18 protein-coding genes are annotated in these 21498 nt (G+C 69.5%); 5 read left to right on the top strand and 13 right to left on the bottom strand.

The annotated features are described in order from the left end of the window. Positions 1–30 precede the first annotated feature (30 nt). Positions 31–510 (bottom strand): helix-turn-helix domain-containing protein, encoded by a 480-nt coding sequence (locus tag BLQ75_RS23105; RefSeq protein WP_139183008.1) that lies wholly within the window; start codon positions 508–510, stop codon positions 31–33. Positions 511–991: 481 nt separating this feature from the next. Here BLQ75_RS23105 and BLQ75_RS16660 point away from each other — a divergent pair, with 481 nt between their 5' ends. After that, a complete protein-coding gene (locus tag BLQ75_RS16660; protein ID WP_170837539.1) occupies positions 992–2293 on the top strand; it encodes a peptidoglycan-binding domain-containing protein in 1302 nt (433 codons plus the stop codon). A 117-nt stretch (positions 2294–2410) separates the two neighbouring features. After that, positions 2411–2827, top strand: a complete 417-nt coding sequence (locus BLQ75_RS16655) for a peptidoglycan-binding domain-containing protein (RefSeq protein ID WP_092603411.1) — start codon at positions 2411–2413, stop codon at positions 2825–2827. Between the two features lie 311 nt (positions 2828–3138). Here BLQ75_RS16655 and BLQ75_RS16650 read toward each other — a convergent pair whose 3' ends face one another. Next, complete coding sequence (locus BLQ75_RS16650; RefSeq protein WP_092603409.1) at positions 3139–4917, bottom strand: putative bifunctional diguanylate cyclase/phosphodiesterase; 1779 nt, start codon at positions 4915–4917, stop codon at positions 3139–3141. Positions 4918–5625: 708 nt separating this feature from the next. On the opposite strand from BLQ75_RS16650, the gene BLQ75_RS16645 reads away from it, so the two are divergent. The 3 genes from BLQ75_RS16645 to BLQ75_RS16635 all read left to right on the top strand — a co-directional run bounded on the left by BLQ75_RS16645 (position 5626) and on the right by BLQ75_RS16635 (position 8045). Next, complete coding sequence (locus BLQ75_RS16645) at positions 5626–6336, top strand: GAF and ANTAR domain-containing protein (protein ID WP_043571370.1); 711 nt, start codon at positions 5626–5628, stop codon at positions 6334–6336. 156 nt (positions 6337–6492) lie between these two features. Then, a complete protein-coding gene (locus BLQ75_RS16640) occupies positions 6493–7242 on the top strand; it encodes a GAF and ANTAR domain-containing protein (RefSeq protein WP_092603407.1) in 750 nt (249 codons plus the stop codon). A 44-nt stretch (positions 7243–7286) separates the two neighbouring features. Beyond that, the gene (locus tag BLQ75_RS16635) at positions 7287–8045 is read left to right on the top strand and encodes a GAF and ANTAR domain-containing protein (protein ID WP_092603405.1); all 759 of its coding nucleotides are present in this window, start codon (positions 7287–7289) and stop codon (positions 8043–8045) included. Between the two features lie 108 nt (positions 8046–8153). Here the strand turns inward: BLQ75_RS16635 and BLQ75_RS16630 are convergent, their stop codons facing one another. The 11 genes from BLQ75_RS16630 to mshA form a co-directional block, all read right to left on the bottom strand. After that, entirely contained in the window at positions 8154–9140 is a 987-nt protein-coding gene (locus BLQ75_RS16630) for a lysophospholipid acyltransferase family protein (RefSeq protein WP_092603403.1), read from the bottom strand. Positions 9141–9149: 9 nt separating this feature from the next. Beyond that, a complete protein-coding gene (locus BLQ75_RS16625; protein WP_092603401.1) occupies positions 9150–10184 on the bottom strand; it encodes an NAD-dependent epimerase/dehydratase family protein in 1035 nt (344 codons plus the stop codon). Between the two features lie 338 nt (positions 10185–10522). Then, positions 10523–11350, bottom strand: coding sequence for a pyrroline-5-carboxylate reductase (gene proC, locus BLQ75_RS16620; protein WP_092603399.1), 828 nt, complete (start codon positions 11348–11350; stop codon positions 10523–10525). Positions 11351–11479: 129 nt separating this feature from the next. Further along, on the bottom strand, positions 11480–12325 hold the full coding sequence (locus BLQ75_RS16615) for a sugar phosphate isomerase/epimerase family protein (RefSeq protein ID WP_092603397.1): 846 nt from the start codon (positions 12323–12325) through the stop codon (positions 11480–11482). A gap of 297 nt (positions 12326–12622) precedes the next feature. Next, positions 12623–14065 carry a hypothetical protein gene (locus BLQ75_RS16605; RefSeq protein ID WP_139183007.1) on the bottom strand — a complete coding sequence of 481 codons (1443 nt, stop codon included), beginning with the start codon at positions 14063–14065 and terminating at the stop codon, positions 12623–12625. A 60-nt stretch (positions 14066–14125) separates the two neighbouring features. Beyond that, on the bottom strand, positions 14126–15115 hold the full coding sequence (locus tag BLQ75_RS16600; protein ID WP_092603391.1) for a Ppx/GppA family phosphatase: 990 nt from the start codon (positions 15113–15115) through the stop codon (positions 14126–14128). Between the two features lie 340 nt (positions 15116–15455). Further along, a complete protein-coding gene (locus tag BLQ75_RS16595) occupies positions 15456–16142 on the bottom strand; it encodes a response regulator transcription factor (RefSeq protein WP_092603389.1) in 687 nt (228 codons plus the stop codon). Further along, entirely contained in the window at positions 16139–17383 is a 1245-nt protein-coding gene (locus BLQ75_RS16590) for a sensor histidine kinase (RefSeq protein ID WP_280137851.1), read from the bottom strand. The genes BLQ75_RS16595 and BLQ75_RS16590 overlap by 4 nt, the downstream gene beginning before the upstream one ends. A 411-nt stretch (positions 17384–17794) precedes the next feature. Next, a complete protein-coding gene (locus BLQ75_RS16585; RefSeq protein WP_092603385.1) occupies positions 17795–18544 on the bottom strand; it encodes a phosphoglyceromutase in 750 nt (249 codons plus the stop codon). A gap of 743 nt (positions 18545–19287) precedes the next feature. Continuing rightward, positions 19288–19818, bottom strand: coding sequence for a type III secretion system chaperone family protein (locus BLQ75_RS16580; RefSeq protein ID WP_092603383.1), 531 nt, complete (start codon positions 19816–19818; stop codon positions 19288–19290). A gap of 93 nt (positions 19819–19911) precedes the next feature. After that, the gene (gene mshA / locus BLQ75_RS16575; RefSeq protein WP_092603381.1) at positions 19912–21210 is read right to left on the bottom strand and encodes a D-inositol-3-phosphate glycosyltransferase; all 1299 of its coding nucleotides are present in this window, start codon (positions 21208–21210) and stop codon (positions 19912–19914) included. Positions 21211–21498: the final 288 nt, after the last annotated feature.

Below are 21498 nucleotides of genomic sequence, written 5' to 3'. Positions count from 1 at the left end.
GCTCCTTCCCGGTGCCGAACCGCCGACCCCTCAAACGTGGGAGCGGACCACCCGGGCACCGAGCAGGCAGCCCAACCCCAGGCCGAGGAGCGCGCTGCCGAGCACCACCCCGAGCGGCACGCGGACCCGGCCGTCTCGCCCGGTCGCCCCGACCGATGACTCCCCCGCCACCGGAACGCGCTCCGATTCGGACACCGCGTCCCCGTCGGCATCCTCCTCCGATCGCTCACTACAGTGACTCGCCCGTCGTGCGCGTTCTCGGTGGGCGGCTTCCCACAGCGCCAGCACGCGCTCCTGGTCGGCTTCGACGACCCGGCAGAAGGCCAGCACCGCCTGGTACGGCGGCAGCGTCCTGCCGCTGAGGTAACGCCCCCACGAGGACTTGCTGTAATTCGTCCGTTCCCCCAACGCCGTCAGCGTCAGCCCGCTGCGGGCCCGCAGTCTTCGCAACTGGGTCACGAGCTCGTCGACGCCCCCGGTCTCGGAGTTCCGATCTTCCTGTCGTGCCATGTCCCGGTCCTCTCGTGGCTGTGGCGCGTCCCCCTGACTCGACGCGGTGCGGCGAACCGTTCGACGGTCACCGCGGTCGGATCGACTCTAAACGGCGTGTCCCCCCGGGACGGTTGTGTTCCTCGACGCGTGTCCGGGAATTCCCGGCCCCGTGTCGTTCGGGACGCACTGATTTATCCATAGTGGACAACTCAGGAAGTGGGAATACGGCCCCCATTACCGGATTCACCACCCTCTCGCGCCCGGAACCCGCGCCCCGGGAATTCCCGTCGGTTCCCACCGGCCCTGGCCACGAGGGCGAATCACCGCGATGATCCGGTCCGACAGGTTCGCCGGCCGTGGCCGTGTTCCGACACGCGTCCTCGCTGGGGGTTGGGCGTAAGCGATGCCCGGATCGCGGACCGATCCACCGCCGTGCGCCTCCGGTGCCCGGCGGCCCCTCCAGCACGACCGGCGACTCGATTTCCTCGGGAAGGAATCCATGCGCAAGTCACGTTTACCGAAGGCGGGTGCGCGTAACCTGCTGTTCGGGTTGCTGGCACTGCTGCTGGCCACCACGGGCGCGGTCGCCACCCCCGGCCAGTCGACGGCCTCCCCCAGCCTGTCGGTCCAAGAGGTCCAGCAGAACCTCGCCGGGCTCGGCTACCTGCCCTGGGCGGGGGTGGACGGGGTCGACGGCCCGCAGACCTCCGGGGCCATCACCAAGTTCCAGTCCGCACAGTGCCTGGCCGTGGACGGCATCGCCGGCCCCAACACGACCACCGCGCTGATGGACAAGGTCGAGGAGGTGCAGCGGGCGGCCCACACGATCGACGACGGCGTCTACGGAATGTCGACGCTCCATAGCGTCGCGATCTACCAGTTCGAGCACAACCTCACCCACGACGGCATAGCCGGACCGCGGACCATGAGCTCGATGGGCATCGAACGGCGGAAGGGCTGCTCCGACGACGTCGAGGGGTTGCCGTATCCCTCCTCGTACACCCACCAGGTGCAGTGGAACCTGGCGGGAATGGGCTACCTGCCGTGGAGCGGGATCGACGGCATCGTCGGGCCGCAGACGCGTTCGGCGACCATGGAGTTCCAGCGGGACGCCTGCATCTCCACCGACGCGATCGCGGGCCCGGTGACCGGTGACCACATGAGCCAGCAGGTCAGGAAGATCCAGCGGGAGGCGGGAGCGTCCGTCGACGGTGCCTACGGCCCGAGCACCCGCGCCGCGGTCGAGGACTACCAGCGCGCCCACGGGCTGGCCGTGGACGGCATGGCCGGCCCGAACACCATGAGCGAGATGGGCATCGACCGAACGATGTGCGACTACGGCTCGGGAGATCCGGCCCCGCCGGCCGACGGCTCGACACGGGAGAGGATCGTCGCGATCGCGGTCGGTGAGCACGGCTACCATGAGGACGGCAGCTCGAACTGCCAGAAGTACGGCGGCATGTGCGAGCCCTGGTGTGCCAAGTTCGGCACCTGGGTGTGGCAGCAGGCCGGGGTCGACGTACCGAGCTACTGGTTCACCGGTAACTGGTACATGTGGGGCCTGAACAACGGGCACTCCGTGCCCGCCTCGCAGGGCTTCTCCGACATCAAACCGGGTGACGCGGTGTTCTGGGGCACCGGACCCTCGAGCGTTTCGAGCAGTGTCCACGTGGACCTCGTCGAGTCGGTCAACGCGGACGGCACGTTGAACCTCATCGGCGGCAACGTTTCCAACGCCGTCAGCCGCAAGTACAACATCGACCCGTACGCGGCCGACATCTACGGCTACACCCGGCCGTGACCCGGCGGGAACGAGCGGTGGTCGGGTGTCGGAGCGCCGGTCCTGCTCGGACGGAGCACGACCGGCGTCGCCCCCCGGCGCACCTCCCCCACTGAACCCAGGATTGGCGGACCACCCATGTCACGAACGAGTACCGGAACGGGACGCGCTCTCAGGGCGCTCGGAGTGATGGCGGCCTCGGCGGCGGCCGTCGCGACGTTTCCGCTCGCGTCCTCGGCGGCCACGAGCGCGACTCCGAGCTGCACCACCGCCGACGGAGTGATCCCGGCGACCTCCGGCGGCTCCCACCACTGCGTGATGGGAGTGGGCAACGGCGGTTCGGCCGTGACCGCGTTGCAGCGCTCGCTGCGAGCCTGCGAGGGGCAGTCCATCGCCGTGGACGGCATCTACGGCCCCGCCACCCGCGACGCCGTGCTGAACGTGCAGCGGCGGGCCGGGATCGCGCGGGACGGCGTGTACGGGCCTCAGACCCGTGACGCGATGCGCTGGCACATCGGCGCCGACTGCGTCAGCTACCAGTACGGCTGGGGCTGACACGCTCCTCCGGTTCGGCCGTCCGGGACGCCCGGGCGGCCGAACCGAGTTCGCGGAACCGACAGTAGCGGCTTGTCCCACGTCGAGGGACCGCTAGTGAGCTCCCGTCCCGGCGACCGCATGAGCGATCGCTCGGTGGCGGTACCGAGCGCGACGGCCCCTCCGACAGGGCGGGACGTCGCGGTGCGGCACGGGACGGGGCCATGCGGTTCGGCGGGCGAGGTACTCGGCGGTTCTCATCCGCTCCCGCCACGCCCCCTCACCTCAACGTCGACAATTTCTCGCGCCACAACAGTCAGGCCGCCCCGCGACTAACCCCGCCGCCTGTCGAGCGCCGTGATCGCGGTTTGGCGGAATTCGGCCGCGGGGACGGGGCGACCGAAGAGCCAGCCCTGGTAGGTGTCGATACCGAGGCCGGCGAGGAGGTCGCGTTGGGCTCGGGTTTCGACGCCTTCGGCGATGCAGTGGTGTCCGGTGGCCCGGCACAGGTCCACGATGGCGCGGATGATGGCCACGCTGGTGTCGTCGACATCGGTGGTGGGCAGGAAAGTGCGGTCGAGCTTGATGATCTGCGCCGGCATTTCTCGCAGGCGCGCCAGTGAGGAGTAGCCGGTTCCGAAGTCGTCGATGGCGAAGGCCACGCCGCGCTCGGTCAGGTTGCTCATCGTGTGCTGCTGACGCAGTGGCAGTTCCAGTAGTGCGGTTTCGGTGAGTTCGAGAATGACCCGGTGGGGATCGACGCCGGAAGCTGTGACGAGCGTCGCCAGGGTTTCGAGCTGGCCGGGTTCGTTGGTGGGCGGACCGGAGAGGTTGACGGCGATGTCGATCTCGGGCCAGGTGGCCGCCTCGGCCAGAGCGGTGCGCAGAACCCAGCGATCGAGTTCGGCGAGCAGATCGCCCTGTTCGGCCAGGGGCAGTATCACGTCGGGAGCGAGCAGGCCTCGCTGCGGGTGCGGCCACCGCAGGAGCGCCTCGGCACCGGTGATCCTGCCCTGGGCGTCTACGAGGGGTTGATAGTGCAGTGCGAGCCCTTCGTTGGCCAGGGCGTCGCGGAGCTGGTCCTCCAGATCGAGCTGACCGGTGCTGTTGTTGTCAAGGGTGGTGTCGGCGATGGCGAAGCGGCCGGTTCCGCGTCGTTTGGCGTCGAACATCGCGGCGTCGGCGAAGCGGACGAGGTCGCCGAAGGTGGCCGCGTCGCCGTTGATGGCGGCGGCACCGACAGAGCCCGAGATCCGCACGAGGCGCCCTCCGAGGGGGAGGCTGACCCGCAGGATTCCGGACACGCGGGCGGCGAATGTTTCGATCCCCCCGTGAGCCGCCACGTCGGGGCAGGTGATCAGGAACTCGTCGCCGGAGAAGCGGCCCACGCGGCAGTCCTGGGGCAACGCGTCGGTCAACAGCCGGGTCACGGTGATCAGCAGTTCGTCGCCGATGACGTGGCCCCACGAGTCGTTGACACGTTTGAAGTTGTCGATGTCGCAGAACAACACGGCGAAGCCTGTCGGGGGCCCCTGGGCGAGGTCGGGGGCCAGCTGGGCTTGCAGACCCTGGCGATTGGGAAGTCCGGTCAGTTCGTCGTGGTTGGCCCGGTGGTGCAGTTGTTCGATGCGCTGCTGCTGCGTAGTGACGTCCTGGGCCACCTTCAACCACAGGCGAGTGCCGTCGTGCTGGACCGAGACAGCGGTGTGGACCTGGCAGTACACGGTGTGCCCGTCGGCGTGGGGCAACACCCGGAGCTCGCCGTGGAGCGGGCTCTCCGGTGTCGCCGCAGGTCCGGAACCACCCTCGCCCGGCAACGAGGCTTCGTTCGTGCCCAACAGTTCCGTGCGGTCGCGGCCGATCAACCTCCCGGCCGCGTCGTTGGCATCCAGCACTCCGCCGGACTCACCGACGATGAACAGGGCCACCGGTACGAGGTCGAACAGGCCCGGTATCAGCCGCGGTGGTGGCGGCCGTCCCGCCACTCGAATGGCGTCATCGAGCGCTTCCAGATGGCTCAGCACACCGTCGTGGTGCCCATCCGAGCCGCTCAGCCGCTCCCGCAAGCTGACCAAGGCGTCCCGCCGCAGGAAATGGCGCGAATCAATCATCAGTCCCCCCGGAGGCGGGACTGAACCGTACCCATGCGAACGGCGTGAGCCTCGGAATCTTCGTGGCCAACCGTGAGAGGCGGTTCCACCCCACGGGCCGATCGAGCGAGATAAGTCGAGCCACAGAAATTCTCATTCGTCGAAGCGGGCTCGTAGCCAGGATCAATAAACCGTGCCAGCTTCTGCTCAACCAGCTATGTTTAGCCTACCAAAGGAACGGCCAGGTCGGCACCACCACACGTTGTGTAGTTGTATACACTCGAGGTGACGAGAAGGGGGTAACACCGTCGGGCCGTCGACGGGCTCTCGGATACTCCGGGAGACTGACCCCGGTTCTAGTGAGTACGTATGAGTTGTTCGCCCCTCACGGCCAGCCGACCGCTGGTACGGACGGGAGCGTCAACACATGTGGGTCGGCCGGGACGAGCCGTTGTCGCCATCCCGATCGAAGAACGCGGGGGCGGCCCGCCCGTCCAACAAGGGAACGTTCGCCGCCGTACGAGGTCGACACTTCCGTGACACGACCGAGCCCCGGCGACTGATCTCATCGCCCGGCATCGCAACGGCCACGGCGCGGACCGCCACGACAAGGAGGCGGGTGATCGAAGCCGCGTGACACCGCCGCGACCGGGCGGATCGGCCGACCTCGGGTGCGGACAGCACGACCAACCGGGCGACGTGCCTCAGCAATTCAGTCAGGTGGTGATGATGAGCGAGACGACCGACGAGGAGAGCGGCCTCGTGGTCGAGCTGTCGCGGGCCGCACAGCGGTTACAGCGGTCGAGCTCGGAGACCGAGGCGTTGCGATTGATCGTGTCCGGCGCCGTGGACACGGTGCCGGGCGCCGAGCAGGCGGGGGTGTCGTTGTTACATCGCGATGGCGGGGTCACCTCGGCGGCGACCAGCGACCCCACCGTCGACGAGGTGGATCAGCTGCAGGCCGACTACCAGGAGGGCCCCTGTGTGACCGCCCTGCGGGAGCAGCACACGGTCATAGTCGACGATCTGACCGTCGAGACGGACCGCTGGCCCCGGTTCGCGCCCGACGCGACCGCGCTACGAGTGGCCAGCATGCTGTCGTTTCACCTGTTCACCCGCGACGACACCGTGGGCGCGTTGAACCTGTACTCCGGGAGCCCGCGCAGTTTCGGGACGGAATCACAGCTGTTGGGCGGGTTGTTCGCCGCGCACGCGGCCACCGCCCTTGGCGGGGCCCGCCACGTGGCTCAACTGCACCGAGCGTTGGCCACTCGTGACCTGATCGGGCAGGCCAAGGGCATCCTCATGGAACGCTTCGACCTGGATGCCGATGCGGCGTTTCAGCTGCTGGTCCGCAGCTCCCAGGACGCCAACATGAAACTCGTGGCGGTGGCACGATGGTTGACCCGAGCCGAGGCCTCGGACGAGCAGGACGCGTGAGGACCGCCTGCCGTGGCGGCGGGGCACGCCCCTGCTGGGCGAGTCGTCCTCGTGGCCCGGGCTACGATGAGGCCGCGGGTCGTGCCGTTTCACCGTCCAGCAGTCGGCACGGCCGCGCACAGTACATCGAGACCGCCTTCGCGGTGGGAGATGGTGATGAGTCAGGACCGGCGAACAGTGCTGATGTCCCGGCTGGAAAACCGGCTCGACGCCGCCGATGGGACGGCATCACGGATGGGCGTGCTGTGCGCGCTGACCGTCGAGCAGTTGGCCGTGTCCGGGGCAGGAGCCACGGTATTGGCCTCGCTGGCCGACGGTGACGGACAGGATCCGAGTCGCGGGTTGGTGCACGCCACCAACGAGGTCAGCACCGGTCTGGAGGACTTGCAGCTGACCGTCGGCGAGGGACCGTGCCTGGACGCCTTCGTCACCGGCGGGCCGGTACTCGTCGCCGATCTGACGGACAGTCATACCCGGTGGCCCGGTTTCACGCCCGGCGCACTGGCCTTGGGGGCGGCCGCGGTGTTCTCGTTCCCGCTGCACATCGGCGCCGCCCGGCTCGGCTCGCTGGACGTGTACCACGACCGGCCCGGCAAACTGTCGGACACCCAGATCTCCGACGCGCTGATCCTGGCCGATCTGGCCACCCACGCCGTCGTCACCGAACTCGAAGGTCACGCCAGCGGCGACGCCGGCTGGCTGGCCGACCCGCACGCCGAGATACACCAGGCCACCGGCATGATCCAGGCCCAGCTGAACACCACCACCGAGGTCGCGCTGTTGCGGCTCCGCGCCCACGCCTACACCCATGCCCTGCCCCTGATCGACGTGGCCCGCCGGGTCACCGACAGACAACTGCGCTTCACCGACGAGCCCGACGACGATCAGCAGGACACACCCGCCTGAGTCGGCACGACGGATTCGATACCGAGAAGGAAACGAGATCGGCGATGACTACCCGGCGCGAACAACGGCTGGCCCAGACCTTCGTGACGCTGTCGGACACCCTGGTCGACGACTTCGACGTGCTCGACTTCCTGACCCTGCTGGCCGAACGAGCCACCACCCTGCTCGAAGTCACCGCTGCCGGAGTGATCCTGTCCGACCAGCGCGGTGGCTGGCACCCCACCGCCGCGTCCACCGAGGACGCCCACCTGCTGCAACTACTGGCAACCCAAACCCACGAAGGGCCCTGCCAGGACAGCATCACCACCTCGGCTCCGGTAACCAGCAGCGATCTCAGCACCGAGCACGCCCGCTGGCCCACCTTCAGCGAAGCGGCCGTATCCGCCGGATTCCACACCGCCGCCGCCGTACCGATGCGGCTTCGCCGTCAGACCATCGGTGCTCTCACGCTACTGGACACCACCCCCGCCGCCGTGGACACCAACGGCGTCCAACTGGGGCAGGCCCTGGCCGACCAGGCAACAGTGGGCCTACTGCACCACCGCGCGCTGCGCCGCGAGGAAACCCTGTCCGAACAGTTGCAGGCCACCTTGCACCACCGCGTCGTCATCGAACAGGCCAAGGGCATCCTCGCCGAAGCCGGAAATCTGACCATGCAACAGGCGTTCCAACTGCTACGCGAGCACGCCCGCGTCCACGACCGCCACCTCACCGACCTCGCCAACAGTCTCACCAACCGCACCACCCAACCCGCCGACCTGCTCACCGCCCGTCCGGATCCCACCCCCCACAACCAGGAGTGACCACCACGGATCCCCCGTTCGGACTCCCGTCCCGGCCCGGACGAGGCTGACGAAACGACGACCCCGCCGGTCGGTTAGCGGACCTTTGGTCGAGCCGTGAAGCACCGGTCAACCGAAGAAGACGCTCCCGCGCTGGGCGAGCAACCGGTAGATCGTCTCCTGGATCGTCTCGCGCACCTGGTCGCTGAGGTTGAAGACCACCATCGGATCCTCCGCCGCCTCCGCCTCGAAGTCCGCGGTGCGGATCGGCTCGCCGAACTCGATGTACCACTTGGACGGCAACGGCACCGTCCCCAGCGGTCCCAGGTGAGGGAAGAACGGCGTCACCGGGAAGTAGGGCAGCCCCAGCAGACGGGCCAGCGGGCGGATGTCGCCGATCTTGGGGTATATCTCCTCCGCCCCGACGATGGAGCACGGCACGATCGGCACGCCGCAGCGCATGGCCGCCGAGACGAACCCGCCCCGGCCGAAGCGCTGCAACTTGTAGCGGTCCCGGAAGGGTTTTCCGATCCCCTTGAACCCCTCCGGCCAGACACCGACGAGCTCCCCACCGCGCAGCAGGCGTTCCGCGTCCGGGTTGCACGCCAGCGTCTGCCCGCTCCTGCGAGCCAGCGGTCCGATCACCGGCGTCCCGAAGACCACGTCGGCTCCGAGCATTCGCAGCTGCCTGCCGACGGGATGGTGGTCGTGCAACGCCACCGTGGTCATCAACGCGTCCCAGGGCAGCGTGCCGGAGTGGTTCGCGACCACCAGGGCACCGGACTCGGAGGGCACGTTGTGCAGCCCGGTGGCCTCGACCCGGAACCAGTTGTCGTAGACGGTGCGCAGCAGCGGCAGGAAGACCCGCTCGGTCAGTTCGCGGTCGAAGCCGAACTCGTCCACCTCGTACTGCCCGAGCAGCCGCCCGCGGACGAAGGCCACCGCCTCGACGAGCGCCTCGTGCCGGTCCGCGCCCCTACCGCTCCCCTCGTCCGGCTCCTCACCCGCCCCGGCGGGCCCGTCCCCCGAGGAGTGACCGCCATCCCCGAGCTCGGAGTCGGGCCGACCGTCACCGTCCTCCTCGGGACGCAGCGGAATCACTCGTGCGTCCGCCATCGCGCCTCCTCAACGTAGCCGGGTGATCGTCCTGTTGATCTCCCGCTCGGCCGCCTCGACCATCTCGGGGTCGATCACCGGGCGGAGCTCGCGCCCGTGCACGAAGTCGTCGAAAGCCTGCCGCGTGGTCCACCTCGGGGCGAAGCCGAACCGGTCACGCAGTTTCGCGGTGTCCACCACGCGACCGAAGTTCAGAAACCGCATCCACTCGGCGGACAGCGAGGCCAGGTTGGCCCCCCGAAAGAATCCGGCCAACGGCGAGACCGCCGTCCCCGGGATCGGCACGGGAATCCGACCGGCGCGTCGGATGGCCTGCCCCAGCATGAGCACCCCGTCGGCCCCGACGTTGAAGACCCCGGGGTGGTCCTCCAGGGTCGCCCGCCGCAGCACCGCGAGCGCGTCCTCCGGGTGCAACAGCTGCAGGCGCGCGTCGCGGCCGACCACGGTCGGAACGACGGGGAGCGAGAAGTACCTGGTCAGCATGGAATCGATGCGTGGGCCGACCAGATCGGTGAAGCGGAGCAGCGTGATGTCGACGTCGGGACGACGCCTGCCGAAACCGCGCACGTACCCCTCGACCTCGACGGCGTCCTTGACGTACCCCGAGGAGGGGAGGTCCTTCGGGGCCATCTCCTCGTCGAACACCGCCGGGTCCCTGGAGCTGGCCCCGTAGACGGCGCTGGTGGACTTGACCACCAGCTTCCGCACGTGCGGCGACTCCTGGCACGCGGCGAGCAGCCGCATCGTGCCCAGGACGTTCATCTCCTTCATCGCGGCCCGCGCCGCCGGCATCTCGTCGGAGTTGCCCGCGGCGTGCACCACGGTATCCACGGCCGCCTCGGAGATGATCCTCGTTATCAACGGGTTGCGGATGTCGGCGCGAACGAACTCGGCCGCCCCCATGCGGCGGAACAGCTCGCGGTGCGGGCGTTCGCTGTCCACACCGAGCACACGGTCGACACCGGGGTGTTCGGCGAGCCTGCCCGCCAGGTGCGCGCCGACGAAACGGCTGACTCCGGTGACGAGCACGACGTTCGGGACCATGGAGCCTCCCTGAGCGCGTTCGGCCTCGGGGCCGAACCACTTCCGGCGGGACGGTCACGACACACCCCTCTCAGGGGCACCGGTCACCGCCGAACGCGCGAGAACCGGGCAGGACCGGTGCCTCGAACCACCACGCGACACCGGGCCTCGACGACGATCGTAACCGCGACGGTGTCACCACCGTGTATCAGCGCCGTCACGACACGCGGTATCACGACGCCGCAGCGGCGAGGGCTCCTCGGCGCGGGAGGCGAGGAGTCGCCCCGGTACGCGGTCAGGGCGCGTCGGGGGCTCCGCCTCGGCACCGCGACCGGCGAACCGGCACGACCAGGGCGGGGTCAGTCGCTCTCCCCGGGGTCCTGCCGGTGCTTGGCCCCGAGCTCCACCGAGCGGGAGTGGGCCGCCTCGACCGCGTCGATCAGAGCCGCCCGCACGCCGTGCTTCTCCAGCTCGCGAACACCGGAGATGGTGGTTCCGGCGGGGGAGGTCACCCCCTCGCGCATGATCACCGGGTGGCCCTCCCCCTCACGCAGCATCGCGGCCGAACCGACGGCGGACTGCACGACCAGCTCGGCGGCCACCGCGCGGGGCAGCCCGAGCAGTATGCCCGCGTCGATCATGGCCTCGACCAGATAGAAGAAGTAGGCCGGTCCGGAGCCGGACAGCGCGGTAACCGCGTCCTGCTGGTTCTCCGGGACCCGCACGACCCGCCCCACGCTACCGAGCATCCGCTCGACCAGCTCCAGGTGCGACTCGGTGGCGTGGCTGCCCCCGGACACGGCGCTCATCGCCTCACCGACGAGCATCGGTGTGTTGGGCATCACCCGGACCACGGGTGTTCCGGCGGCGAACCGCCGCTCGAACATCGAGGTCGGCAACCCCGCGCAGAGGGTGACCACCAGCTTGTCCGGTGTCACGATCTCGGCGGTCTCGTCCAGCAGCGCCTCGATGTCCTGCGGCTTGACCGACACGACCAGCACGTCGGCCCGCCGCACCGCGTCGGGCAGGTCCGCCCCCCGCACGCCGTATCGTTCGGACAGCTCGTCGGCACGCTGCTGGTACCGCTCCGTGAACAGCAGATCCTCCGGGGAGTACCCCGCGTTGATCAGGCCGGAGAGTAACGACTCCCCGATCTTCCCGGCCCCGAGTACGGCGATCGTCGACATGCGGTCAGGGTGCCAGAACGGCAATGGTCGCGAGTTCGTGGCCCGGTCGGCGCCCGACCGCGGGCCGCCGTACTCCTCGATCGCCCCGGTGGTCCGCGCGGAGAACCCGATCGGAACATCGACCCGGCCTCAGCCGGGGTTCTCCCGCAACGGCTCCAGGTGCAGCCTGGCGAACAGCAGCGCCTCGGCCAACCGCGCGGCACGCTGGTCCGCCGTCCTGGCCTTCCTGGTGTTGACCTCGACGATGACAGCTCCGGTGTAGCCTCCCGAACCCAGGGCGGCGCAGATCTCGGCACAGGGCTGCGTGCCGTGCCCGGGCAGCAGGTGCTCGTCCCGGGGAGCCCCCGTGCCGTCCGTGAGGTGGACGTGCACGAGCCGCTCACCCATGCGGTGCATCAGCTCCACCGGATCGACCTGCGCCGCGGCGGCGTGCGAGACGTCCAGGGTGTAGTTGCGGAAACCGACCTCGGTCGGATCGGGGGAGGGCCGGAACGCCGACAGCCCGGAGGCCCGGCTGCCGCGCAACCTGTCCCAGCTGTTCGGAGGTCGGATCGGGAACATGTTCTCCACCGCGATCCGGATGCCGCTGGCCTCCTCCAGCTCGGAGACGAGCTCGGTGAAGTTCTCGGCGTACCTGCGCTGCCAGCGGAACGGCGGGTGCACGACGACCGTGGCGGCCCCGAGGTCGCTGGCCGCCACCACCGCCCGGCGCAACCGCTCCTCGGGCTCGGAGGACCACACCCGCTGCGTGATCAGCAGGCAGGGCGCGTGCACCGCCAGCACCGGAACGCCGTGCCGCTCCACCAGCCTCCGCAGCGCCGAGACGTCCTGGCTGGTCGCGTCGGCCCAGACCATCACCTCGACACCGTCGTAGCCGAGATCGGCGGCCATCTCGAACGCGGCGCGTACCGGCTGCGGCCAGACCGAGGCACTGGAGAGGCCGACCGGAACAGCCGGTCGATGGGGTTCGGACATCACTGGAACCGTTTCACTGCTCGTGTCCGTCAGGTTCGGCGCTGACGCGGACTGGGTGTACACGGCGTCACCACGGTAGCCGGGAACAGCTCGCGGCAGGGGCCCAGTCCGGGCTCCGGGAAGCGGAACACTCCGGACACGGAACGATCGGCGATCGACCGCGCACCGACCACCGGTTCCGTGATCACCCGTCCCCGGAACTCCGCCACCGGCCGGTCACCGACCCGTCCCGCTCGGGAACCGGAACCCGGTGACAGTTCCGGGACGAACTCAGCCGGTGCCGGACCCGACGCACGGTCAGTACCCCACCAGCAGGAAGGCCACCGGCGAAACGGTACAGACCAGCCCGACCAGCACGGACAGCAGGATGGTCTGCAGGTCGTCGGTGCGCAGGACCTTCCTCGCCACGAGCACCAGGGCGCCGGTAAAGGCCAGCGCGGCCGCGAGGGCCGGTAGCGGGAACCCGCTCCACAACCAGCGGAATCCCATCCACACCAGACCACCACCGAGCAGACCGCCCAGCGTCTGGGCCACCAGAATGGCCCACTCCTTGACGCTGGAACGTCCGAGTTCGGCCGACTCCGGCTCGTCCTCGTCGTCCTCGACCCGCAACCCGGTGGGGGGCTGGTCGGAGACGTGGCCGTTCGGGGCCTCGTCGTAGTCCTCCGACTCGGCGTAGGGGTCGTCCACCATGCCGGTGTAGAACTCGTCGGAGTCCCCCAGCCCAGCTCCCACCTCCTCGTAGGGATCGTAGTGGGCGGGGCCGCGGGAACCGCTCGGAACGGCCGCTCCGGGCTCGGACTCCTCGGAGTCGGCGGGCTCGGTCCCGGCGGGTATCGGGTACTCCAGCAGCGCGGTCCCGTCACCGTCGGTGACCTCCGGGTCGCCGGTAACCCTCCCGCCGACCGGGGGAAACCGCTCGGTGGCGTCCTCCGGGACGGTTGCCGGAGCCGAGTCCTCCGAGTCGCTCGCGTCCGGCACCGGCGCGTCCCGGGCGGAGGTTCGGGAAGGGGGGCCCTGCCACTGGGCGGTCTCCACCTCGGGTGGCGGGGTATCCTTCCGGCTCATACCGCTGGTCCCGGGAACCCGCACGGGCAACGCCGGGTGCTGGGCGGTGGTTTCGGCGTCCTCCGCGGCTGGAGCGGAGTTCGCGGCTGCCGACGGCCCCGGCACGGCGGGAGGTGCCGCGCTCGCCGTCACGTCCTGCTCGGCCGCGGGAACGGCCGGTTGCTCACCGGAGGCAGGGGTGGACCACTGGCCGGGTTCCTCGTCCGGTGCTTGTCGCGCGCCGGTTTCGGCGGCCCCGGCGCCGAAGGAGTCCGGCCTGCGGGGCCCGGCCCCCGAAACGCGTCTGCGCGGTGGCGTCGTGGTGGGCGGCGAGGTCGGCTGTTCGACGGGCGAACCCGTCGTCGGCGGTTGGGGCGGTTGAGAGGTGGGGGACTCCGACGGGGCGACGGCCGGAGGCGTGCTCGCGGCACCGGGCAGGGCGGTGGCCCCGGAACCGGACGCGGTGCCATCCCCGGAGGAAGCGGCTTCCTCGGTCTCGGCGGGCTCGACGGGCAGCATCCTTCCGCTGTCCGAGTTCACCCGCTCGATGATCGCCTGCGGAGCCGTTTCGGACGGGTCCTCGGCACGCCTGCGCCTGCGGCGGGAGCCGCGCTGCCCGCCACCGCCGTGTTCGGCCAGCAGTTCCGCGACGGTGCGCTGGCTCGGGTCACCGGACCCACTGTCCCGACTCATCGACTCCACCGTGCCCCGTGCTAGATCTCGCGTCCAGTTCACTCCGCGATCGCGCGGCCGTCACCCAGTATCGCTCGTAGCTGTCGGTGACGGTGTCGCCAGCCCGTCATCCGGTCGCTCCACGCCGTTCACATGATCGAGACGGCGCAGGATCACACCCTCGCGCAGCGCCCACGGGCAGATGTCGAGTTCGCGCAACGACATGCCGTTCATGGCCGCCTCCGCCACGAGCCCACCGCTGACCAGCTGGTGGGCCCGGGAGCCGCTGACCCCGTCCAGCGAGGCGAGATCCCGCGCGGAGATCCTGGTGATGAACGCCAGCAACTGCCGCAGCGCGGTGTCGGTGAGCGTGCGCCGCACCCTCGGACCCGCCGAGGGTGGCGCGGCGCCGGTCAACCGGGCGAGCGAGCGGAAGGTCTTGGACGTCGCGGCCACCTTGTCCGGCGCGCCGAACGCCGCGAACCGCTCGACGGTCTCCGAAAGCTGTTCGGACAACCAGTTCCGGAGCCGTTTCACCTCATCGCGACCGGGTGGGTCCCCGCTCAGTCCGGTACGCGCCACGTGCCCGGCGCCGAGCGGAAGCGAGACCGCGAGGTCGGGCTGCTCGTCGATGCCGAGCGCCATCTCCAGCGAACCGCCGCCGATGTCGAGCAGCAGCAGGTTTCCGGCCGACCAGCCGTACCAACGGCGTGCGGCCAGGAACGTCAGCCTGGCCTCCTGCTCGCCGGACAGTACCTCCAGTCGAACGCCGGTCCGCCCGCGCACGCGGTCGAGCACGGTCGCGGCGTTGTCCGCCTGGCGGATCGCGGAGGTCGCGAACGCCATGAGCTCGGCACACCCGAGGCCGCGAGCCGAGTCCCGCGCCGCCTCCACGGTGCGGACCAGCTCCTCGACGTCGGGGTCGGTGAGCGAACCGTTGGCACCGATCCGCTCGGAGAGGCGCAGCACCGACTTCTCGGACGTCATCGGGGTGGGATGCGCACCCGGGTGCGCATCCACCACCAGTAAGTGGACGGTATTGGAACCCACGTCGAGCACCCCTAGGCGCATGGCGGCCAACCTACCGTGCGTGAGGGGATCACGGGTGCGCGGTGTGTCGAACTCGCCCCGGATTCTCCGGCACCGTTCGACGACCGACGGTCACTCCGCGCACCCGTTACCGCGCGAGCCCCGCCTGATGACGCGTTCCTCCGAGTTCCGACGTGCGGCGGCGCTTTCCCGGGCGTGTTCCGGGGATGCGTGCGAGACTTCGGTGCGGCTTGCCCGGAGGATCTCGCGAGGACCCCGGAGACGTTGTGTACCCCCGATGTCTCCGGCCCCGCTCACGAGCCCGCGAGAGGTTCCGCCACGACACCAGCTACGAGACCCGGGGCACCCGTTCGCGGACCTCCTACGTTTCGAACTTGTACCCGAGCCCGCGCACCGTCAGTAAGTACTTGGGCTCGGTGGGATCCGGTTCGATCTTGGCCCGCAGTCGCTTGATGTGCACGTCGAGCGTCTTGGTGTCGCCGACGTAGTCGGCTCCCCAGACCCGGTCGATCAGCTGTGCCCGGGTCAGTACCCGCCCGACGTTGCGCAGCAGGTACTCCAGCAGGTCGAACTCCTTGAGCGGCAGCCCGACTTCCTCACCCGAAACGGTGACGACATGGCGTTCCACGTCCATCCGCACCGGTCCCGCTTCCAGGGTATGCCCCGGCTGGGCCGGTTCCTCGCTCTCCCCACCGCGCCGCAGCACCGCCCGCACCCGGGCGATGAGCTCCCGCGCCGAGTAGGGCTTGGTCACGTAGTCGTCGGCGCCCAGCTCCAGGCCCACGACCTTGTCGATCTCGGCGTCCCTGGCCGTGACCATGATGACCGGGACCGAGGAACGCTGCCGGATCTCCTTGCAGACGTCCGTACCGCTCATCCCGGGAAGCATCAGATCGAGCAGCACGATGTCGGCACCGTTGCGATCGAAATCCTCCAGGGCCTGCTGGCCCGTGGTGGCCACGGATGCGGTGAATCCCTCCTTGCGGAGCATGAAAGCCATCGGGTCGGCGAAGGACTCCTCGTCCTCCACGATCAGCACCCTGGTCACCGTACTCCTCCCGTTTCGACGGTTCGCGCCCCTCGCGCACCGCGCTCGGCGCGGTCCTCGGTATCGCCCTCGGAGTGATCCTCCCGGACAGGCGCGCTTTCAGTGGTTCGGGCGGCCCCGTTCTCCGGGGATCTGGGCACCCGCAGCGTGAAGGTGGAGCCGGTCCCCGGCTTGCTCCACACCTTCACCTCACCGCCGTGGTTGGCGGCTACGTGCTTGACGATGGCCAGGCCCAGCCCGGTACCGCCCGTCGCCCTGGAACGCGCCCGGTCCACCCGGTAGAAACGCTCGAACACGCGCTCCTGGTCCGCGGGATCGATGCCGATGCCGCGGTCGGTGACCGCGATCTCCACGTAGTCGTCCCGGAACCGCCTGCTGATCGAGACCGGGCTGGCGTCGGGCGAATAGGAGATGGCGTTGTCGATCAGGTTGCTCAACGCGGTGACCAGCAGTGTCCGGTCGCCTTCCAGACACAACCCGCTCGCCTCGTCCAGCGTGATCTCGATACCGGCCGACTCGGCGGCCATCCTGCAACGCCCGAGGGCCTCCTCGACCACGTCGTCGACGTCGACGCTGGAGAGCTCGGGCAGCGGTTCGGCGCCCTGCAGCCTGGACAGGGCTATGAGCTCGGAGACCAGCGTACCCAGCCTGGTCGACTCGTGCAGGATCTTGTTCGAGAACCGCCTGACCTCCTCGGGGTCGTCGGCGGCGTCCAGTACGGCCTCGGCCAGCAGCGCCAGCGCACCGACGGGGGTCTTGAGCTCGTGGCTGACGTTGGCGACGAAATCGCGGCGGGTCTCCTCCAGCCGCACCGCCTCGGACTCGTCGGCGGCGTCCACCACGGTGAAGCCGTCGCCCAGCGGGCGAACCTCCCCGAGCACGGCGGCCGGGGAACGTCCGTGGGGTTCGTCGCGGTTGAGCGGGGAGAGATCCACCGGGACCGGCTTGCCCGTCTTCAGCGCCTGCTCGGATGCCTTGCGGGCACGTGCGTCGGGACGGTTGTCCCTGATGAAGCCGAGCTCGTCGGCACGGGGGTTGTGCACCACGACGTCGCCGAAGCTGTTGAGCACGACGATCCCGTTGCTGCTGGTGTGCACCAAACGCTGAAGCAGTTCCGCGACTGTCGGCCCCGTCGGCCGGGTGCGTCGGGAACGCCCGTTGGTCACGGCGAGGCGGTACCCCGCCACCAAGCCCAGCGCCAGCACGCCGATCAACAGGGCGCTATAGCCCAATGCGGTCACAACCGCATCGTAAGCAAGGCGGGGCAGGGGTCGGCCATAGTATTCGGCCATTCAGTGACGCCTCTGACACTCAAAAGTGAAGTTCTTCACTCCTGCTTCACTTTCGAGTGACCAGGGATTCAACGAACGGACACCGGGCGTGGCGATCAGTGGCATCGCGCTCCCGCTTCGTCACCCGCTCCACACACATCTCCCGAGGGAGCGAGCAACGTTTCCCGGAACGATGTGGGAGCCGGGCCACGGTTCCTCGCGGAGCCCGGCTTCCCGACGCGAGCGCTCCGAGCGCCCCACCCCGGACCACCGGGCGAGGCGGGGCATCGGCACCCGGAGGGTGCCCACCGTCGCCGGAGCGGCGTCGAAACCACCGACAACGGGCACCGGGCGTCGCGCCCGCCCCACGAACCGCCGGGCTCAGCGCCCCTGGCTCGCCACCGAGGCGGCCGCCCGCTCGGCCGCCTCCGGATCCAGATAGGTGCCGCCGGGGTTCTCCGGACGGAGGTTCTCGTCCAGGTCGTAGCGCAGCGGGATGCCGGTGGGGATGTTGAGCGACGCGATGTCCTGGTCGGAGATCCCGTCCAAGTGCTTGACCATGGCCCGCAGCGAGTTGCCGTGCGCGGCGACGAGTACCGTACGGCCCGCCCGCAGGTCGGGGACCACCGAGGACTCCCAGTACGGCAGCAGCCGCGCCACCACGTCCTTGAGGCACTCGGTGCGCGGCATCTCGTCGCCCAGATCGGCGTAGCGCGGGTCGCCCTCCTGGCTGTACGGATCGCCCGGGTCTATCTCGGGGGGCGGGGTGTCGTACGAACGGCGCCAGAGCATGAACTGTTCCTCGCCGTAGGTCTCCATGGTCTGTTTCTTGTTCTTGCCCTGCAACGCGCCGTAGTGCCGCTCGTTGAGCCGCCAGTGCCTGCGCACGGGTATCCAGTGGCGCTCGGCGACGTCCAGCGAGATGTTGGCGGTGCTGATGGCGCGGCGCAGCAGCGAGGTGTGCAGCACGTCCGGCAGCAGCTCGTTGGCGGCGAGCAACTCGCCGCCCCGACGCGCCTCGGCTTCGCCGTCCTCCGACAGCGGAACGTCCACCCAGCCGGTGAACAGGTTCTGCGCGTTCCAGGTGCTCTCACCGTGGCGGAGCAGTACAAGAGTCCCGACAGCAGTCATACCGCCAGGCTATCCCGCCTCGGACCGGGGAGGGCGAGACGCGGGTGGGCGGTTCACCGGACAGCGGGAGCGCTCCGGCATCGGCCCCTGCCCGGGGCGAGCTCGTGAGGTTCGACGGGAGTCGGAGCGGAGGCTGGTGATCGCCCGCCGGGGGCGAACCGCCGGAGTTCTCCACGGACGGAATGGATCTCCTCTTGGTGGTTCGCCCCGCGAACGAAGAATTTCGTTCCCTTTTCGGCACACCCCAAAACACGCCCATCGGCCGCCCGACGTGGGACAACGAGGAGGAGCGAAATCGGAGAGTTATTGTTTCGCCGCCTTTTCGTTCCCCTGAAAGTGTTACTCGTCACATATTCGTGTGAAGTGACGACAAAGCCGCTTCGCAGAGTTACTTTTCAATTCAAACTTCACTCGAATAGAGCAGGGTAATGGCCTTGTGGTCAGCAGCCCGACTCTGCGAAGTTTGGCAACGCTCTGGCGTGATCGGCTCCCACGCACTCCCCGATCTCGTCGGAGTTGGTGTACGGCCCGCTTCCCCCCGTCGGGTCGTGCCTGCCGGGCCAGGGTCTCCCCGCCTACTGCGCCCGGCACAGCGAAACCCCCGCGCGGGGGCGGCTCGAGCTCGTGACTCCCCCTCTCTCCCGAGCCGTCCCCGCGCCGGGTTCGGACCACGGACGCCCTCCCGGAGCCCGCGAAGCTCGCGCGGCGGAGCGGGCACCCCCGCGAAGGCGTGCGGGGAGGGCTCACTCACCCTCGGACACGGGTGGCAGGGCTCCCTCCCGCCGCACGAGCTCGCTGAAGGCGCGCAGGTTCCCCAGGGACTCACCTCGCGACTCGCGCCAACCCCACTCCCGCCTGATCGCGGTGGCGAAACCGATCTCCAGCAGGGTGTTGAAATCACCGTCGGCGGCTTCGAGGACCTGACCGAGAATCCGGTCCAGTTCCCCCTCCGTCACGGCGTGGGTGCCCGTCCGCCCCACCAGGTAGAGATCACCGGTGTCGTCGATCGTGTAGTGCACCCCGTACAGCCGCGCGTTGCGCCGCAGCACGTACCGGTAGAACTCCTCGTGCGACTCGTCGGGCTGCCTGCAGACGAAGGCCTCGACGAGCAGCGCGTGCTCGGTGACGATCAGCCAGCAGTTGGTCCGCAGCTTCCTGGTCCCCGGCAGCGTGACGAAGAAACGACCGGGCTCGGGGTGCTCGTACTCGAGCTCCCCCTCGTCGAGCGTGGTTCGGATGACCCGATCCAACGAGTCCCGTGTCGTTTCGCTCATCGCCGTCCTCGCCGAGTCCTGCCCATCCGTGCCCCCGGAACCGTCTCCGGGCACCGGAGCGTGTCGCCCCGAACGGTACCCCGACGCCTCAGCTCACGCGGATACCCCGCTCAACGGCAGCGACGTCCCCCGGAAGTCCCGCCTGGTACGCGCGTAGGTCTCCAGCAGCGATTCGGTGGTGCGCTCCCAGGAGAACCGGGCCGCGTGGGTGGGGGCCTCCTCCCCCAACCGGGCCAACACCTCGGGGCGTCGGAGCAACGAGGCCAGCACGTCGGCCCAGTCGACCGGATCGTGCCCCTCGACCAGCCTGCCGGAGACACCATCGGCCACCGCGTAGGGCAGCCCTCCCACGGCGGCAGCGACGACCGGTGTGCCGCACGCCTGGGCTTCGAGGGCCACCAGGCCGAACGACTCGTTGTAGCTGGGCACCGCGACCAGATCCGCCGCCCGGTAGACGGCGGTCAGCTCCCCGCCTCGCTGCGGGGGCAGGAAGCGCACCACGTCGGTGATGCCCAGCGACTCCGCGAGTCGCCGCATGGCCTCCGGGCGTTCGGTTCCACTGCCCGAGGGCCCTCCCACCAGCAGCACCCGCGTTCCGTCCCGCAGCTCGGGGTGCCTGGCGAGCAACTCGGCGACAGAACGCAGCAACACGTCCGGCCCCTTCAACGGCTGGACACGGCCGACGAAGGCGAGCACCCGGGCATCGGGCTCGATCCCCAACCGCTCCCGCGCCGCACCGGCGTCCCCGGGCGTGAACCGCTCCAGATCCACCCCCGGCGGAACCACCGTCACGTCCTCGGCGTCCGCGTCGTAGCGGGACACCAGCTCCCGCGCCTCAGCCCCGGTGTTGGCCACCAACCGGTCGGCGTCCGCGACGACCTGCTCCTCGCCGACCACCCGCACTCTGGGTTCGGGTTCGTCGCCCTCGGCCAGCGAGGCGTTCTTCACCTTGGCCAGGGTGTGGGCGGTGTGAACCAGCGGTACGCCCCAACGCTCCCGCGCCAGCCAGCCGACCTGCCCGGACAGCCAGTAGTGCGAGTGCACGATGTCGTAGTGACCGGGCTGGTGCCGCGCCTCCACCCGCAGCGCCCCCGCGCCGAACGCGCAGAGCTGGGCGGGCAGGTCGTTCTTGTCCAGCCCCTCGAACGGCCCCGCCACGATGTGGCGCACGGTCACACCGGGAGCCAGTTCCGCGACCGGCGGAACCTCGGAGGAAGTGGCTCGGGTGAAGATCTCCACCTCGGTCCCCATCCGGGCCATCCTGGTTGCCGTCTGGGCGATGTAGACGTTCATCCCACCGGCATCACCCGTACCGGGCTGCTCCAGTGGCGAGGTGTGCAACGAGAACACGGCGACACGCCGAGGGCGCGTCTGAAGTCTGCTGGAAGTCATCTAACGCTCATCGCAAGCTCGTCGTGCACGCCCGAGACCTTCGGGCCCGTGCGGTCACGACACACAAGCCGCCGGAAACATTCCGCGAGCCGACCGGGAACCGTCGCCGAACGATGGGCGAGCTCGTGGACCATAACCGGACACCACAGCGCTGACCGGCGAAAACCGCGATCCTCACGAACCACCGCGCACCGCGGCCGAAACCGTGGATGTGTGTCAGGACACACCGGAGGGCGATCTCGCCGAGCGGACCACGTCCGAACCGGATCAGCGAAGCCGGGGAGCCGA

It is taken from the genome of Actinopolyspora xinjiangensis, assembly GCF_900104475.1.
Classification (GTDB): Bacteria; Actinomycetota; Actinomycetes; order Mycobacteriales; family Pseudonocardiaceae; genus Actinopolyspora; species Actinopolyspora xinjiangensis.
Note: the sequence above shows the minus strand (reverse complement) of the source record. Positions and strands in the feature narration are given on the sequence as shown.

Bases quoted from the DNA above. Each gene is read 5' to 3' on its own strand.
- BLQ75_RS23105 (WP_139183008.1), bottom strand. From the start codon at position 510: ATGGCACGACAGGAAGATCGGAACTCCGAGACCGGGGGCGTCGACGAG.
- BLQ75_RS16660 (WP_170837539.1), top strand. From the start codon at position 992: ATGCGCAAGTCACGTTTACCGAAGGCGGGTGCGCGTAACCTGCTGTTC.
- BLQ75_RS16655 (WP_092603411.1), top strand. From the start codon at position 2,411: ATGTCACGAACGAGTACCGGAACGGGACGCGCTCTCAGGGCGCTCGGA.
- BLQ75_RS16650 (WP_092603409.1), bottom strand. From the start codon at position 4,917: ATGATTGATTCGCGCCATTTCCTGCGGCGGGACGCCTTGGTCAGCTTG.
- BLQ75_RS16645 (WP_043571370.1), top strand. From the start codon at position 5,626: ATGAGCGAGACGACCGACGAGGAGAGCGGCCTCGTGGTCGAGCTGTCG.
- BLQ75_RS16640 (WP_092603407.1), top strand. From the start codon at position 6,493: ATGAGTCAGGACCGGCGAACAGTGCTGATGTCCCGGCTGGAAAACCGG.
- BLQ75_RS16635 (WP_092603405.1), top strand. From the start codon at position 7,287: ATGACTACCCGGCGCGAACAACGGCTGGCCCAGACCTTCGTGACGCTG.
- BLQ75_RS16630 (WP_092603403.1), bottom strand. From the start codon at position 9,140: ATGGCGGACGCACGAGTGATTCCGCTGCGTCCCGAGGAGGACGGTGAC.
- BLQ75_RS16625 (WP_092603401.1), bottom strand. From the start codon at position 10,184: ATGGTCCCGAACGTCGTGCTCGTCACCGGAGTCAGCCGTTTCGTCGGC.
- proC (WP_092603399.1), bottom strand. From the start codon at position 11,350: ATGTCGACGATCGCCGTACTCGGGGCCGGGAAGATCGGGGAGTCGTTA.
- BLQ75_RS16615 (WP_092603397.1), bottom strand. From the start codon at position 12,325: ATGTCCGAACCCCATCGACCGGCTGTTCCGGTCGGCCTCTCCAGTGCC.
- BLQ75_RS16605 (WP_139183007.1), bottom strand. From the start codon at position 14,065: ATGAGTCGGGACAGTGGGTCCGGTGACCCGAGCCAGCGCACCGTCGCG.
- BLQ75_RS16600 (WP_092603391.1), bottom strand. From the start codon at position 15,115: ATGCGCCTAGGGGTGCTCGACGTGGGTTCCAATACCGTCCACTTACTG.
- BLQ75_RS16585 (WP_092603385.1), bottom strand. From the start codon at position 18,544: ATGACTGCTGTCGGGACTCTTGTACTGCTCCGCCACGGTGAGAGCACC.
- BLQ75_RS16580 (WP_092603383.1), bottom strand. From the start codon at position 19,818: ATGAGCGAAACGACACGGGACTCGTTGGATCGGGTCATCCGAACCACG.
- mshA (WP_092603381.1), bottom strand. From the start codon at position 21,210: ATGACTTCCAGCAGACTTCAGACGCGCCCTCGGCGTGTCGCCGTGTTC.